Origin of the sequence: Nannocystis punicea, assembly GCF_026965555.1 — a bacterium.
GTDB lineage: Bacteria > Myxococcota_A > Polyangia > Nannocystales > Nannocystaceae > Nannocystis > Nannocystis punicea.
The window spans coordinates 688,741-703,197 of record NZ_CP114040.1; the positions used below are offsets into that span (position 1 = coordinate 688,741).

Here is a 14,457-nt window from a genome sequence, read left to right on the forward strand (position 1 = left end):
CGCGGGAGAACGAAGGTCCTCTGGTCGGCGCGGGGTCGACTTGTGACCGGGCTGATCGGTCGGAGACGCGGGCGAACGAAGGTTGTCGCCGATGCGCGAGGGTCGATTTGCGACTCGAACGATCGGCCAGGTCGGAGACGCAGGATCGCGGAGAGCGTCGGGCGGGCGTTGATTGCGACCGGGCCGATCGATCGGAGACGCGGGCGACGAAGTCCTCGCGCCGGCGCGAGGGCGATTTTCGACATGAACGAGCGGCCAGGTCGGAGACGCGGGGAACGAGGCCTCTCGTGTAGGGGGGGTCCATCGGCGACCTGACCGATCGATCGGGCGGAGACGAGCGGCGGCATGACTGATCGGCCAGGTCGGGGGACGCGGGGTGAATGGGAGCCTCGTGTCGGGAGGGGCGCCTGGTTGCGACCTGAACGATCGGCCAGGTCGGACAGCTCCTTCGGTGGTTCTCCCACTCCGTGCGCGGGAGGGCCCTGTATGGCAAATTGCAACATTGCGCGGCGCGGCTCGACGCTTCAGGCTCAGCGGCGATGACGACCACCAACGCCGCGACCGCGCGCCGACTCGGCGGGCTCATGTTGTGCATCGCGCTCGCCGGGTGCGGCGGCGACGAGGGGCCGGCCGACGACCCGACCTTGGTAAACACCGAGGCCGGCGCGGTGAAGGGCCGCGTCGAGGCCGGCGTGCGCACCTTTTTGAAAATTCCCTACGCCGCGCCGCCGGTGGGCGAGCTGCGGTTCGCGCCGCCGGCGCCGCACCCGGGCTGGGACGAGCCGCGCGAGGCGCTGGAATTCGGCCCGGGCTGCCCGCAGATCGCCGAGGGCGCGCAGGAGCCGAGCGGCGACGAGGACTGCCTCACCCTCAACGTCTGGGCGCCCGACGACGACGCCAGTCATCCGGTGATGGTGTGGTTCCACGGCGGCGGCTTTGTGCGCGGGGCCAGCAGCGAGCCGCAATTCGACGGCGCGACCCTGGCGCGCGAGCAGGGGGTCGTGGTCGTTACATTGAACTATCGACTCGGCGCGCTCGGCTGGCTGGCGGCCGCGGGGGTCTCGGGCAACTTCGGCCTGCGCGACCAGATCGCCGCGCTCGCGTGGGTGAAGGCCAACATCGCCGGCTTCGGCGGCGACCCGGGGCGCGTCACGCTGTTCGGCGAGTCGGCCGGCGGCTCCTCGGTGGCGTGCCTGCTCGGCTCGCCGGCGGCCGACGGCCTCTACCACGCGGCGATCGTGCAGAGCGGCGGCGACGCGAGCAGCCTGCCGGCGCTCGGCGATCCGGACCGCGATCCCGAGGTCTCGGGCGCGGAGATCGTCGCCGCCGTCGGCTGCGACGGCGTGCCCGATCCGCTCGCCTGTCTGCGCGACGTCCCGGCCGACGCGCTGGTCGCCGCCGGCGGCGAGTTCGACCTGCTGGCGCCGGTCAGCGTCGGCCCCGTGGTCGGCGACGAGCTCCTGCCCGAGCAGCCGTTCGCGCGGATCGCCGCCGGCGCCGCGCCCGAGGTCCCGCTGCTCGTCGGCGCCAACGCGCAGGAGTTCGGCCCCTTGCCCGAGCTACTGCCGGTCGCCGACGAGGCCGCCCTGAAGGCGATCCTCGGCCTCCTGTTCGGCGAGCTCGCCGAACCACTATTAAAACTCTATCCCCCGGCGAGCTTCGGCGGGCCGGGGCAGGCCCTGGCGGCCCTGCTCGGCGAGCGCACCTTCGTCTGCCCGGCCCTGGCCCTCGCCGCCGCGGCGCCGCAGCCGAGCTGGTCGTACCTGTTCGCGCACACCCTCGCCGGCGAGGCCGGGGTCCACGGCTCGTTCCACGCCCTGGAGGTGCCCTACGTGTTCGGCAACCTCGCCGCGTTGCCGCAGGGCGTCGCCCCGACCGCCGCCGACGAGCAGGTGTCCGCCTTCATGCGCGACGCGTGGGGTCGATTCGCCCGCGAGGGCGCGCCGGGCGAGGGGTGGCCGGCCCACGCGGAGGGCGGCGCGGTGATGCAGATCTCGACCAGCCCCACGGCGATGGCCGACGTGGACGCCGGCCGCTGCGCCGAGCTGGCGGCGCTCGGCCTGGTGCCCTGATTTCTTCAAGAGCGGACCATGTGTTTTAAAGGACATGACCATGAAGACATGTCCTTTGTGGAGTCCGGCGCAGATCTCGACCAGCCGGCGGCGACCGTCGACATCGACGACGCTCGCTGCGCGGAGCTGGCGGCGCTCGGTCTGGTGCCCTGAATCTCCGAACACAGTGGTGAATCTACAGACATGTCTTCATGGATATGTCTATAGATAATGACTTTCGGGACATGTCCCAGAGGGCATGTCCCGTGATTCACCCGCCGTTCACGGCCCGACGTGCACTGCGTGGCCGGCGATGAGGTCGGCGACCCAGTCGATGAGGGGCGTGTCGCCGACCTTGGCGGTGTAGAGGCTGCTGCTGAGGAAGGTGTGCTGGTCGCTGTTGTCGACGAAGAAGGTGCCCCACACGCCGGCGGGCTCGTTGTAGTAGTTGTCGCGGGCGTCGATGAGGGCCGCCTCGAACGCCGGCTGCGGCGTGTTGGGCAGCAGGGCCGTGCAGTCGTCGGCGCCGAAGCCGAAGAAGAAGCGGATCACCGAGTCGCCGGTCGAGGAGATGAGCGCGAGGTGCTGATCGGCGTGCTTCTGGGCGATATAGGCGCCGATGTTGACGATGCCGCCGCCCTGGCTGGGGAAGCAGTCCTGGCAGCCGGCGGGGATCGTGTCGTCGAAGCCCCACAGGTCGCTCCACTTCTGCTGCAGGCACAGGGGCGCGACCTCGAAGCCGAGGGGCGGGCCGGAGTCGTCGAGCAGGGTCACCGTCGAGCCGGGGAAGGCGTCGGCGATCCGGTCGTAGTTGAAGGCGGCCCCGAAGCCGCCGGCGCTCTCGCCGGTGACGAGCACGTGGCCGACCCCGGTGAAAGTCGGGACGATGCGCTCGAGGTAGGCCGCGACGTTGCGGAAGCCGACGAACTGCTGGATGCCGGCCTCCGACATCTGGTCGGGGCGGTCGCCGGCGTGCACGTCGCCGGTGCAGTAGGGCACGAAGATGTGCGTCCAGTCGCCGACCGGGTTCTGCGGGCCGGGGTCGAAGATGCCGTTGTTGCTGCCGTCGAAGTCGCCGCCGTCGAAGCTGGACGGGTTCTGGGCGCAGGTGAGGGCGTTGAAGCAGGCGCCGCCGCCCTGGAAGTAGATGACCAGGCCGTCGCCGGTGCCGCGGCGGACGCCGATGCCGGTGCTGCTGCCGTCCCGGCACAGCGCGTCGGGGAAGTCGACCCACGTCCACTCGCCAGGCGGCGCGTCAGGCAGCGGCTCGCCGTCCCACGGCGAGGGCGGCGGGTCGCCGGTGGTGCCGTCGGTGGCGCCGTCGGTGGTGCCGTCGGTCGGGTCGCTGGTGGTCGGGTCGCCGGTGGTCGGGTCGCCGGTGGTCGGGGTGGGCCCGTCGTCGGTGGTCGGGCCGGCGCCGGTGGTCGGGTCGTCGGTCGCAGTGCCGTCGCTGCCGCCGTCGCTCGTGGCCTCGCTGGTGCCCGCGGTGTCGCCGTCGGTCCCGGCGTTGCCGCCGTCGTCGCCGCAGGCCGGCAGCAGCACACAGACACAGAGAGGTGCGACGAGCAGGTGACGAACGGGAGTCAGCATCACGCCATGCTAACCGAGCGCGACAGGGCGGCGAGTCGCACAACCCCCCGCCCGCGCCGGCCTAGACTCACACGCCGCGCGCGGTCAAAACCGCCCCTGGACGACGAAGCCGGTCTGCCCGCCGCCGAACGTCGGCGCGAAGCTGACGCGCTGCTTCTTCATGTGGAAGCGCTGGACGATCAGGCCCGTCGTCGCGCCGGCGACCACGCCCGCCCCGAGGCCGAGGAAGAAGCCGCTGGCGAGGCGATGGGCGGTGAAGCAGTCGACGCCCTCGTTGTTGGTGCACACCAGCGAGCCGGTGTCGTTGCCGTTCCAGCGGCCGGTGGAGACGCCGGCCCACACGCCGCCGGTCAGCAATGCGGCCGCGCCGACGCCGAGCTCGGTCCACCACACCCACGGCTTCACGTCGTACTCGGCGGTCAGGCCGGTGGTCCACAGGCCCACGGCCACGCCCATCAACGCCGAGCCCGACGAGCGCAGGCGGATCGCCGGCACCAGCTCGCCGTTGGCGACCTTGGTCAGCTTCTTCTCGTCGTAGACGTTGCTGCCGTGGACCGCGAGCGCGAGGCCGGTGATGAACACCGGCACGCCCGAGACGATGAGGCCGGTCGACAGGCGCATGCGCGTCTTCTTCGGCACGCGCTCGGGCACCGGCGGCGGCGCGGCCTCGGCAGCCGGAGGCGTCGGCGCGGCGCCGGCCTCCGCGGGCGGGGGCGTCGACGTCGGCGCGGCCGTCAACGAGGGCGCCAGCGCAACCGCGAAGGTGGCCGTCGGCTGGGCGCCGAGAGTGACCTTCTCGACGTAGCGCTCGTAGCCGGGGGCCTGCACGGTGACCTCCCAGTCGCCGGGCTCGATGCGGACCGCGCAGCGGCCGTGGCCGTCGAGCGGGCACGGCAGCGGCTCGGCGTTCAGCTGCATCTTCTGCAGCGACACCGTCGCGCCGGCCGCCACCGCCTCGTTCGGCCCGATCTGGAACGACGCCGAGCGGTAGGCCGGATCGCTGGCCAGCGGCACGTCGAGCACGAAGCCCGGCGCACCTGGCTTGATGGACAGGTCACGAGTGGAGGCCGCGTAGGTCGGGGCGCTGATCTTCAGCTGCCACTTGCCGGGGTCGACGTAGATCGTCCTGCCGCCGGCGGTGAACTCCGGGGCGTGCGGCGGCAGCTCGTAGACCAGCGGCGGGCGGCTGTCCTTCTCGTCGTCGACGCGGGTCAAGGTCAGCGTCGCGCCGAGCTCGGCGACCGCCGACGGGGCGACGCGGACGATCACGCCGGTGGCGGCGGCCTGGGCCTTCTTGCTGCGGCTGACGGCCTGCTCGCGGCCGTCTTCGGGGATCGCTTGCTGCTGCAGATACAGCTCCCAGTAGCGGATCGCGTGCGCGCGGTGGCCCAGGGCGAGGCGGGCCAGGCCGGCGTTGAACAGGTCGCGCGGCTCGTGCACGCTGGCCCACAGGTCCTCGAGGATCTGCGCGGCCTCGAGGTACTTCTTCTGGCCGTACAGCGCGGCGGCCTGCTCGGCGCGGGCGTCGGCGTCGCCGGCCGGCGCGGTCGCAGGTGCGGGCGAGGGCGCGGGCGCGGACGCAGGCGAGGACGCGGAAGCGGGTTCGGAGGTCGCGGCCGCGGGCTCGGCGGCCGCGGCGGTCGCGAGGGTCAGGATGAGCCACGAGAGGCTGACGGGCATCGACATCTCCGAGCGTCGGGGGGTCGTCCGGACGCGGCCGGCCGCGCGATGATACGCTCGCTCGTCGCGCGACGGCAGCAATTGTCGCGCCGTCGCTGCAACCCGGTAAGCTCATGTGTCATCCTCGCGCGATGCATCGGCGAGGGCGGGGTTGGGTCTGCGCGGGGGCGGCGAGCGTGGCCGTGGTGCTCGCCGGCGACGCGCGAGCGGCGGGCGCGCGGACGGCCGCATCGACGCCGCCGACACCGATCTTCGCCGGCGCGGAGGCCGAGATCTGCGCCTTTCCGGGGGTGGTCTCGCTCGACGACGGCAGCACCCGCTGCACCGGCGCGCTCGTGCATCCGCGCCTCGTGCTGTACGCCGCTCACTGCGGCGCGACCGGCATGAAGATCGGCTTCGGCCAATCGGCGGTCGCCCCCGATCAGGTCGTCGAGCCCGAACTCTGCCGCGTCCACCCCGACTACGGAGGCCTCGGCGACGAGGCCGTCGACTTCGCCTTCTGCCGCCTCGCCGAGCCCGCGCCGGTGCCGACGCTGCCGATCGCGTTCGGCTGCGAGGAGGCGCTGCTGCAGCCCAAGGCCGAGGCCGTGATCGTCGGCTACGGCGAGACCGAGTCGGGCGCCGGCGACGGCCCCAAGCGCTGGGCGGCCGCGCCGGTGCGGCTGGTGCTCGCCGATTACTTCGAGGTCGGCGGCCTCGGCGAGGCGGGCGTGTGCGCCGGCGACTCCGGCGGCCCCGCGCTCCTCCGCGCCGCCGACGACACCTGGCGGGTGTTCGGCGTCGCCTCGGTGCACGCCGCCGGCTGCGGCGGGATCGGCCACTACGCCTACGCCCGCGAGGCGATCGCCTGGCTCGAAGAACAGGCCGAGCTCGACCTCACTCCGTGCCACGCCGGCGACGGCACCTGGCGGCCCGACTTCCGCTGCAGCGATTTCGCGCCGGCCGACAGCGCCGGCGCCGGCACCTGGTCCGACTTCTGCGCCGCCGCCCCGGCCGGGCCCGCGGGCACCAGCTGCGGCCCGGCCTTCGACGCCGCCGCCGACGACACCCCGCCGACGGTGGCGATCACGAGCCCCGTCGCCGGCCCGCAGCCGGGCGTGGTCGAGGTCGTGGCCGCGGCCGAGGACGTCGGCTGGGGCGTCGCCGAGGTCGCGCTCGAGATCGACGGCGCGGTCCAGGCCAGCGACGACGAGCCGCCGTGGCGCTTCGGCGCCGCCGAGTTCTCGCCCGGGACATACACGCTGGTGGCGATCGCCGAGGATGCGGCCGGCCACGTGACCCGCTCCGAGCCGGTGACGATCGAGGTCGAGGGCGACGGCGCCTCGGGCACCGGCGAGGCGGAGGGCGACGAGGGCTGCGGGTGTGCCAGCGGCGGGGGTCGCGGCGGGCTCGTGTGGCTGGTCTTTTGGACATGGTGGATGGGACATGTCCGAAGAGCAAGACGAGCGCGGGCCTGAACGAGCGCTGACTCACCGCCGGGGCGGGCGCCGGGGCCGGCGTTTCGCGCTACACCTCGCGCGATGTCCGTGCGCAAGCCCGAGCCCGAGCTCCAGCCCCTCGACCTGTTCCAGGAGTGGTTCGCCGCGGCGGCCAGGACCGGCATGGCGATGCCCGAGGCGATGACTCTGGCCACCGCCGACGAGAGCGGCCGCCCGTCGGCGCGCATGGTCCTGCTCAAGGGCTTCGACCCGGCCGGGCGCCTGCGCTTCTTCACCAACTACGACAGCCGCAAGGCCGGCGAGCTCGACCGCAACCCCCGCGCCGCGCTGCTGTTCTGGTGGCCGACGCTCTACGTGCAGGTCCGCGTCGAGGGCGCGGTCTCCCGTCTGCCGGCCGCCGAGTCCGACGCCTACTTCGCCACCCGCCCGCGCCTCAGCCAGCTGGGCGCGATCATCTCGCCGCAGAGCCGACCGATCGCCGACTTCCAGGAGCTGCTCGACGGGGTGTCGCACCTCGCCCACGAGCTCGGCGACGGCCCCGTGCCGCGCCCGGCCAACTGGGGCGGCTACGCGGTCGAGCCCGACGCATGGGAGTTCTGGGTCGGCCACGACGGCCGCCTGCACGAGCGCTTCGTCTACCGCCGCGCCGGCGCCGGCTGGACCTTCAGCCTGCTGGCGCCCTGAGCGCCGTGCTACGCTGGCGCAGTGGACGCCCCGATCGACCTCCGTCCGGTCTTCCGCGCGCACTGGCCCAGCTACGGGCCGGACTGGGACCGCGCGATCGAGCTGGGGATCGATGTGGCCGAACTCGAGCGCAACCTGTCGCTGACGCCCGAGCAGCGGATCTTGCAAAAGCATCGCACGCAGCAAGCAGTCGCGTTGCTGCGCGCAGGACTGACTCGTGCAAGACACGCCTGACCTGCTGCAGCGGCTGCTCGCCGCCGGCTTCGACTTCGTGATCGTCGGCGGCGTCGCGGCGGCGGTCCACGGCTCGGCGCGCAACACCGACGACCTCGACGTCGCCGCGGTGTTCACGGCCGACAACATGGCGCGACTGCTCGCCGCGCTGCGCCCGTTGCACCCGCGCAACGCGACCCGCCCGGACCTCGGCGAGATCGACGCGACGCCGGAGCAGCTCGCCCGCCACCGCAACCTCTACCTCGTCACCGACAGCGGCCGACTCGACGTCCTCGGCGAGGTCCCGCCGCTCGCCAGCGTCGCCGAGGTCGCCGCCGCCGCCGAGCCGATCGAGTTCCTCGGCGCGACCTGCAAGGTCATCGCGCTCAATCACCTGATCACGATCAAGGAGTCGGTCGCCCGCCCCAAGGACCTGCTGGTCGCCGCCGAGCTCAAGGCCATCCGCGATCGCCTGCGCAACCAGCCGCGACCGCCGCGCGGCGAGCAATGATGATATGTCCGCAGAGACATGTCACCTCGTCCTGGTCGCGCCTGCGTACGTGAGCGCCCGCCGCGTCGACCCGCGCGAGTCGATCGCGGCGTTCTTCGACGCGCTCGCCACGACGGAGATCGAGCTGTGGTGCGGCCTCCCGCCCGGCCCGTGGTACGAGCGCGTCGTCCCGCTCGCGCCGGGCGAGCTGCTGGCGCGGACCGGGGAGCTCGCTCCGGGCACCGCGCTCGTGGAGCTGGCGGCGAGCCTCCAGCTCGACGTCGAGGAGCTGTTCGCGTCGGGCTGGGGCCCGCAGGTCTCCGCGCGGCTGGCGGCGGTGACAGTGACCTCGCACGTCACCGCCGCGACCCCGCAGCTGCCCGCGACGCGTCCCCCGGAGCTGCGGCGAGAGGCCCGGATCTGCTTTCCCCTGGGCGAGGGGACGATTCGCTCGCACGAGCTGCACGCGCTCCTGCGCGACGACGTCCCGTGGGAGCCGCTCGGCCTCATCGACGACGCCATCCCTCACCGTCGCTGGCGCGCCGACGACCCGCGGAGCCTCGCCGCGTACGAGCTGTTGCTCCGGCTCCTCGACCTTCTGGCCGGCGGGAAGGCCTGCCTGAGGGTCACCGAGCAGATCCCTCCGTACGATGTGCACGAGGTGGGAGCGACGCTGCAGGTCGACTCGTCGTACTCCACCTGTCATGACTGGAGGCTCGAGCGCGACGGACAGACGCGTCCGCTCGTCGAGGTCCTGTCCCAGCTGCTCGACGCCGGCGACCACGAGGCAGTCGGCCCCGGTCGAGAGTGGATCCTCGCAGGGATCGAGGACCGCCCGTTCCTGTGGGCCGAGCTCGTCGAGCAGATCGAGCAATTCGTCGCCACCCGCGTCGGCGCGCCGCCCGGTCTTTTCGCACGCCTCCGCCGGGCGCCGCGCAAAGCGTGAGCGATGATTTTTTAAAAAGGAGCAGGACGTGGCGGGTCGTCCGCTCACGTCATCACAGCGCCTCCTGGAACTCCGCGACCTCCGGGAACTTCGCCTGCAGCTCATTAAAATTGTCGGCCGCGTCGGTGCAGCGGAGCACCGACTCGAGCACCGCCGACGACGCGTATTGCCCGATCTCCCAGCTCGTCGCGTCCGGCGTGTACTCGGGGTCGCAGTCGAACAGGAAGCTGGCAAACTGCGCCCCGCAGACGTCGTTGGCCTCGGCGACCTGTAAAAAGTCCTGGCCCTGCGAGTTCTTCAGCGAGCACAGGCTCGAGAAGGCGAGGTGGCCGGCGTCGGCGATGCCGATCAGGCGCTTGGGCGCGGGCGAGTCGGCGAAGCCGGTCTGCTGCTTGTTGAAGGCCACCACCTTGTCGGACAGCGCGCCGAGGATCAGCGTCGACTCGAGCGCGTCGCCGGCCTCGACCCCGCCGGAGGCCATCGGGATCAGCACGCGGGCGGAGCCGCCGCCGCCGGCGATCGCCCCGCCGCCTGCGCTGTGGCCGGCCATGCCGATCCGCCCGGCGTCGACGTGATCGGCGATGAACGCGAGGTCGCCCGCCGGAGCGGCGAGCGCCGCCACCATCTGCGCGAGGTCGTCGGCCAGGTGCTGCGGGACCATCGGTACGCCGCACAGCGAGCCGAGCAGGTCCTTGAGCCACAGGCCCGGGTGGTCGGCGGCGAGGACGACGAAGCCGCGGCTGGCCCAGTGGACCATGTATTCGAGCGACTGCGAGCGGAACCCGGCCGTGCCGTGGACGAAGATCACCGCGGGGTAGGGGCCGTGATCGGCGTCGAGCGGGAGGTCCTGCCAGCACTCGCATTCCTGCCACGGGTTGTCGGCGTCGGACACCTTGTCCTTCTCGGCGTCGGGCAGGCCGGTGCGGATGTCGTAGCGGACCTTCTCCTGCCCGGCCTCGCTGCCGGGCTCGGCCGGGTACCACACCTCGACGGTGAGGCCGCCGATCGTCACAGTGCGCGCGCCGACCGGCCACGGCCCCGGCAGCGATGTGTCTTTCGGGACAGGCAAGAACGAGCCGCCGGCGCAGCCGGGGACATCCGCCCCCGCGCCGGTCGTATCATCGCCCGTCGAGGTCCCGGGCTCGGTGGTCGTCGGCGCGGCGGTGGTGGGCGCGCCGGTCGAGGACGTCGCGTCGGTGTCCGCGGTCGCGGCGGTCTCGCCGCTGGTGGTGGTGGTCGTGTCGGTCGCGGTGGTCGTGCCGCCGGAGCCGTTACAAGCGACGGTGGAGAGGGTCAGCAGCGCGAGAGCGACGAGGCGACGCATCGGGGGACTCCTGGAAACCGCGCGCCACGGCACCACAGAAGGCGCGTCGCTGTCAACGTGGCATCCAGGCGACAACCTGTCTCCGCGGACAGATCGATTCACACTTCGATCGCCCGAGAATTGCGGCGCAAGTCTCCGCAAGCGGACCGCGTGATCGCGTGATGAACGCGTCGCAGCGCGTACGAGCGCGCCGACGGGCCGCGCAGCAGGCACATGCGCACAAATGCACTGATGCATGAATCAGCTTTGCGGTTGATGGTTGGCGGGGCCCCGCGTAACCATCGCGGCATGCGGCTCAAACATAGTCTGTCCACCTCCACGGCCCTGTTGTGCGTGAATCTGTTCACCGTCGCGTGCAACAACGACGACTCGGCCACCGCGTCGAGCGAGTCCGACAGCGACACCGGGAGCAGCGGGACCCTGGGGTCGACCGGGACGCCGTCGACCGACAGCTCGCCGACCACGACCGCGTCCCCGGTCACCGATTCGGACTCCGGCGTGCCGACCACCTCCGTGGGTCCGGGCACCGACACCGACACGACGGCGGGCCCGGGGACCGATACCAATACGAGCACCACCAACCCCGGCACCGACTCGACGACCGCGACGGCGACCGACACGACGACCGCGACGGCGACCGACTCGACGACCGCGACGGCGACCGACACGACGACCGCGAGCGGCACCGACACGACGACCGCGAGCGGCACCGACACCGAGGGCACCGACACCAACACCACCGGCAACAACGCGGTGTGCGGCGACGGCGTCGTCGAGGGCGGCGAGGGCTGCGACGACGGCGGCGAGAACGGCCCCGGCAAGGCGTGCAAGGCCGACTGCACCCCGAACGTGTGCGGCGACGGCGACAAGGGCCCGAACGAGGCGTGCGACGACGGCCCCGACAACGGCAGCCCGGACAGCAGCTGCACGGCCGCGTGCAAGGCCAACGTGTGCGGCGACGGCATCCTCGGCCCCGGCGAGACCTGCGACGACGGCGCCAACAACGGCGACGACAAGCCGTGCACCAGCGAGTGCGAGCCGAACGTGTGCGGCGACGGCAAGGTCGGCCCGGGCGAGGCCTGCGACGACGGCAACGACGACGACATGGACGAGTGCACCAACGCCTGCGCCCTCGCCACCTGCGGCGACAGCATCGTCGCCGCCACCGAGCAGTGCGACGACGGCAACATGGTCAACACCGACGCCTGCACCGCCTCGTGCACCGCGGCCGCCTGCGGCGACGGCTTCACCCAGATGGTCAACAGCGAGGTCTGCGACGACGGCGACCAGAACTCCGACCAGAGCGACTGCACCTCGTCGTGCAAGGAGAACGTGTGCGGCGACGGCCTCGTCAACACCCTCGGCATGACCCCCGAGCAGTGTGACCTCGGCGCCGGCAACGGCCCCGGCAAGGCCTGCAACGCCAACTGCGAGACCAACGTGTGCGGCGACGGCGACCCCGGCCCCGGCGAGCAGTGCGACGACGGCAACAACGTCAGCGACGACGGCTGCAGCGCCACCTGTGTGCTCGAGGTCTGCGGCAACAGCATCGAGGACGGCGCCGAGCAGTGCGACGACGGCAAGAACGGCAACCAGGACGACGGCTGCACCGACCTGTGCTTGCTGCCGGTCTGCGGCGACGGCTTCAAGCAGGTCAGCAAGAACGAGCAGTGCGACCTCGGTAACAACAACAGCAACACCGGCGCCTGCACCCTCGTCTGCAAGAACGCCGTGTGCGGCGACGGCTTCATCCGCACCGGCGTCGAGCAGTGCGACGACGGCGCCAACAACGGCAACACAAAGGCGTGCAAGGCCAACTGCACCAAGCAGGTGTGCGGCGACGGCTTCGTCGGCCCCGGCGAGGCGTGCGACGACGGCAACGCCATCAACAACGACACCTGCACCAACGCCTGCAAGCAGGCCACCTGCGGCGACGGCATCAAGCAGGCCAACGAGCAGTGCGACCTCGGCGCCAACAACAGCAACACCGGCGCCTGCACCCTCGCCTGCCTCCTGCCCAAGTGCGGCGACGGCTTCAAGCAGAACACCGAGCAGTGCGACGACGGCAACGGCTCGAACACCGACGGCTGCCTCAACACCTGCAAGACCGCCACCTGCGGCGACGGCTTCCTCAAGGCCAGCCCCGCGCCCGCCGAGCAGTGCGACGACGGCAACGTCGCGAACGGCGACCTCTGCAACGCCAACTGCACCAAGCCGAAGCGCGTGTTCAACACCAGCACCAGCTGGAACGGCAACCTCGGCGGCATCGCCGGCGCCAAGGCCAAGTGCCAGGCCCGCGCCAACGCGGCCGGCCTCGGCGGCACCTGGGACGCATGGGTCAGCAACAACACCAGCAACCCCGCCAGCCGCTTCATCAAATCGACCACCCGCTACGCCCTCCTCAACGGCCAGGAGGTCGCCCAGACCTGGGCCGACCTCGTCGACGGCACCATCGACACGCCGATCAACATCAACGAGTTCGGCGACATGTCCCCCCAGGCCGACATCTGGACCGGCACGTCCGAGAACGGCACCTCGCTCAACGAAGACTGCAGCGGCTGGACCGCCTCCGGCGGCTTCGCAGTGATCGGCTACGAAGGCCGCAACAACGCCATCGACTTCAACTGGAGCGCCAGGTCCGTCGTGTTCGCGTCGAACTGCTCCACGATGCAGCGGCTGTACTGCTTCGAGCAGTGAGATTGTCGAGAATTCGCTCTGTAATTTCGCCTACTTGGCCGTGGGCGAAATTGCGTCTCCACTATCTCTCCAGCGCGTGGAGCGCACCGGCGCTGCCGCGGCGACGGTCGACGTAGTCGCTCGCCGTCTGAAGATCCTTGTGGCGGAGGTGGCTGGCGACGGCCGCCACCCCACCACCGCCCTCAGCGATCCGCGTGCCGCACGACTTGCGGAGGACGTGGGTGCCGCGCCAGGGCAAGCCCGCGTGCTTCACGAGCGCCTTCATCCAGGACTTGATGTGGTGCTCCTGGAAGTGCTTCCCGTGGTTGTCGAGCACGAACGGGCCGGTCTTCGGAAAGCCGCGCAGCGTGTTGGCGAGACGCGTCGTGAGGCCGACCTCGTCCTCGGTCCTGCCCTTGGGGAGGTCGAGCTTGTCCCGCACGAGGTTGTGACGGATCGTCATCACCCCTCGCTTGAGATCGACGTCCGTCCACTTGAGCGCGAGGATCTCTCCGCGTCGGAGACCGCCGTCGAGACCGAGCAGGACAGCGACGACGAACATCGGCCCCATCGCTTGAGCCGCGGCGAGCAGCGCGACCTGCTCCTGGTCGTCGTAGGCGACCGCGGGCTTGCGCTTCCGGCGGGGGATCTCGAAGTCCACCGGAGCGGCCTTGATCTCCTTCTCCGCGATGGCGCGGTTGAACACCCGGCGGAGGGTCTTGAGCACCTCGCACATGGTGTTGTGCGACTTGCTGACCAGCGACTTCTTGATCGCGGTGATGTCCTTCGGCGTCACCTCGTCGAGCCGCCGGCGAGCCAGCACCGGCAGCAGGTACAGGCGCAGATGGACGTCGTAGTTCATCAGCGTGTTGGTCCCGAGCCGGTCGGCCTGGCACAGGTCGAGGAAGGTCTTGGCGAACTCCTCGAACGTCGGGGGCGGCGGCTTCTCGGGCTCGGGCTCAGGCGCGAGCAGCCGCGTGAGGAGCTCCTGCTCCAGATTCCTGGCCCACCGCTCGACGTTGGTCTTGCCGGTGACAGGCGCCTTGACACGGCTCCTGAGCTCGTCACCTCTTGCGTTCCTGACAATGACGTCGACTTCAAATTCATTCTTCCTTCCCTTCCACGGGCGCAGCTTGATCGTCATGACCGACCTCCCGCGCTCGCACTGTTCGCCGAGATCCATTGTGCGATGATCCGGGGGTCGAAGCGCAAGGTCCGGCCGAGACGCACGCCACCTGGGATCCCGCCACGGGCATGGCGGGCATAGACCGCGCCCTTGCTCGTGTGGAGTAGTACGGCGAGCTCTTCGACCGTCATCAGCGGCGGCGGGAGCGGCGGCGCCTCACGCGAACTCACGACGGGTG

Annotated in this window: 12 protein-coding genes; 7 read left to right on the forward strand and 5 right to left on the reverse strand. The window is 71.3% G+C overall.

What is annotated here, in order from left to right; all coding sequences use genetic code 11:
- Positions 1–539 precede the first annotated feature (539 nt).
- Positions 540–2,072, forward strand: a complete 1,533-nt coding sequence (locus O0S08_RS02520) for a carboxylesterase/lipase family protein (protein ID WP_269037343.1) — start codon at positions 540–542, stop codon at positions 2,070–2,072.
- 261 nt (positions 2,073–2,333) lie between these two features.
- Here the strand turns inward: O0S08_RS02520 and O0S08_RS02525 are convergent, their stop codons facing one another.
- On the reverse strand, positions 2,334–3,641 hold the full coding sequence (locus O0S08_RS02525) for a pectin acetylesterase-family hydrolase (protein ID WP_269037344.1): 1,308 nt from the start codon (positions 3,639–3,641) through the stop codon (positions 2,334–2,336).
- An 84-nt stretch (positions 3,642–3,725) separates the two neighbouring features.
- Entirely contained in the window at positions 3,726–5,321 is a 1,596-nt protein-coding gene (locus tag O0S08_RS02530; RefSeq protein ID WP_269037345.1) for a PEGA domain-containing protein, read from the reverse strand.
- Positions 5,322–5,452: 131 nt separating this feature from the next.
- Here O0S08_RS02530 and O0S08_RS02535 point away from each other — a divergent pair, with 131 nt between their 5' ends.
- From O0S08_RS02535 to O0S08_RS02555, 5 genes are all read left to right on the forward strand, one after another.
- Positions 5,453–6,778, forward strand: coding sequence for a trypsin-like serine protease (locus O0S08_RS02535; RefSeq protein ID WP_269037346.1), 1,326 nt, complete (start codon positions 5,453–5,455; stop codon positions 6,776–6,778).
- Positions 6,779–6,841: 63 nt separating this feature from the next.
- The gene (gene pdxH, locus O0S08_RS02540; protein ID WP_269037347.1) at positions 6,842–7,444 is read left to right on the forward strand and encodes a pyridoxamine 5'-phosphate oxidase; all 603 of its coding nucleotides are present in this window, start codon (positions 6,842–6,844) and stop codon (positions 7,442–7,444) included.
- Positions 7,445–7,465: 21 nt separating this feature from the next.
- Positions 7,466–7,678 (forward strand): hypothetical protein, encoded by a 213-nt coding sequence (locus O0S08_RS02545; protein ID WP_269037348.1) that lies wholly within the window; start codon positions 7,466–7,468, stop codon positions 7,676–7,678.
- A complete protein-coding gene (locus O0S08_RS02550) occupies positions 7,662–8,168 on the forward strand; it encodes a hypothetical protein (RefSeq protein WP_269037349.1) in 507 nt (168 codons plus the stop codon). Before O0S08_RS02545 ends, O0S08_RS02550 begins: the two co-directional genes overlap by 17 nt.
- A 4-nt stretch (positions 8,169–8,172) precedes the next feature.
- Complete coding sequence (locus tag O0S08_RS02555) at positions 8,173–9,093, forward strand: hypothetical protein (RefSeq protein WP_269037350.1); 921 nt, start codon at positions 8,173–8,175, stop codon at positions 9,091–9,093.
- Positions 9,094–9,145: 52 nt separating this feature from the next.
- Here the strand turns inward: O0S08_RS02555 and O0S08_RS02560 are convergent, their stop codons facing one another.
- Positions 9,146–10,417 (reverse strand): alpha/beta hydrolase, encoded by a 1,272-nt coding sequence (locus tag O0S08_RS02560; RefSeq protein WP_269037351.1) that lies wholly within the window; start codon positions 10,415–10,417, stop codon positions 9,146–9,148.
- 288 nt (positions 10,418–10,705) lie between these two features.
- Here O0S08_RS02560 and O0S08_RS02565 point away from each other — a divergent pair, with 288 nt between their 5' ends.
- A complete protein-coding gene (locus tag O0S08_RS02565; RefSeq protein ID WP_269037352.1) occupies positions 10,706–13,114 on the forward strand; it encodes a DUF4215 domain-containing protein in 2,409 nt (802 codons plus the stop codon).
- A gap of 61 nt (positions 13,115–13,175) precedes the next feature.
- On the opposite strand, the gene O0S08_RS02570 is transcribed toward O0S08_RS02565, so the two are convergent.
- Together O0S08_RS02570 and O0S08_RS51190 are read right to left on the reverse strand one after the other, a co-directional pair.
- Positions 13,176–14,237 carry a tyrosine-type recombinase/integrase gene (locus O0S08_RS02570; RefSeq protein WP_269037353.1) on the reverse strand — a complete coding sequence of 354 codons (1,062 nt, stop codon included), beginning with the start codon at positions 14,235–14,237 and terminating at the stop codon, positions 13,176–13,178.
- Complete coding sequence (locus O0S08_RS51190; RefSeq protein ID WP_371879592.1) at positions 14,234–14,410, reverse strand: helix-turn-helix domain-containing protein; 177 nt, start codon at positions 14,408–14,410, stop codon at positions 14,234–14,236. Before O0S08_RS51190 ends, O0S08_RS02570 begins: the two co-directional genes overlap by 4 nt.
- Positions 14,411–14,457: the final 47 nt, after the last annotated feature.

Excerpts from the sequence above, each read along its gene's own strand:
- O0S08_RS02560 (WP_269037351.1), bottom strand. The coding sequence starts at position 10,417 with ATGCGTCGCCTCGTCGCTCTCGCGCTGCTGACCCTCTCCACCGTCGCT.
- O0S08_RS02535 (WP_269037346.1), top strand. The coding sequence starts at position 5,453 with ATGCATCGGCGAGGGCGGGGTTGGGTCTGCGCGGGGGCGGCGAGCGTG.
- O0S08_RS02525 (WP_269037344.1), bottom strand. The coding sequence starts at position 3,641 with ATGCTGACTCCCGTTCGTCACCTGCTCGTCGCACCTCTCTGTGTCTGT.
- O0S08_RS51190 (WP_371879592.1), bottom strand. The coding sequence starts at position 14,410 with ATGACGGTCGAAGAGCTCGCCGTACTACTCCACACGAGCAAGGGCGCG.
- O0S08_RS02555 (WP_269037350.1), top strand. The coding sequence starts at position 8,173 with ATGTCCGCAGAGACATGTCACCTCGTCCTGGTCGCGCCTGCGTACGTG.
- O0S08_RS02530 (WP_269037345.1), bottom strand. The coding sequence starts at position 5,321 with ATGCCCGTCAGCCTCTCGTGGCTCATCCTGACCCTCGCGACCGCCGCG.
- O0S08_RS02565 (WP_269037352.1), top strand. The coding sequence starts at position 10,706 with ATGCGGCTCAAACATAGTCTGTCCACCTCCACGGCCCTGTTGTGCGTG.
- pdxH (WP_269037347.1), top strand. The coding sequence starts at position 6,842 with ATGTCCGTGCGCAAGCCCGAGCCCGAGCTCCAGCCCCTCGACCTGTTC.
- O0S08_RS02570 (WP_269037353.1), bottom strand. The coding sequence starts at position 14,237 with ATGACGATCAAGCTGCGCCCGTGGAAGGGAAGGAAGAATGAATTTGAA.
- O0S08_RS02520 (WP_269037343.1), top strand. The coding sequence starts at position 540 with ATGACGACCACCAACGCCGCGACCGCGCGCCGACTCGGCGGGCTCATG.